Below are 220 nucleotides of genomic sequence, written 5' to 3' on the forward strand. Positions count from 1 at the left end.
GTCACGTTTGGACGTACCGCTAAACGACCGATCGCCTCCAGCCGACGACGTAGCGCAGGCATTCCAGATTCATCACACACGTAAACCTGGTACGCATAGTCTTCTGGTACCACCAGCGAGCCACGCGGTCCGCCAATCGTCAATTTGTCACCTTCACGCGCATTCATCGCCCACGTACTCGCCACGCCGCCGTCGTGGATATAAAAATCCAGCGCCAGTT

At 56.8% G+C, this 220-nt stretch carries 1 protein-coding gene; it reads right to left on the reverse strand.

Annotated features, from left to right (window positions below; translation table 11 throughout):
- Positions 1-220: siderophore-interacting protein (locus FDX22_RS00625; protein WP_186805270.1), on the reverse strand; the 220-nt coding region annotated here is incomplete at both ends.

This window comes from Citrobacter sp. TBCS-14 (genome assembly GCF_005280805.1).
In the GTDB taxonomy this organism is placed as follows: Bacteria; Pseudomonadota; Gammaproteobacteria; order Enterobacterales; family Enterobacteriaceae; genus Citrobacter; species Citrobacter gillenii.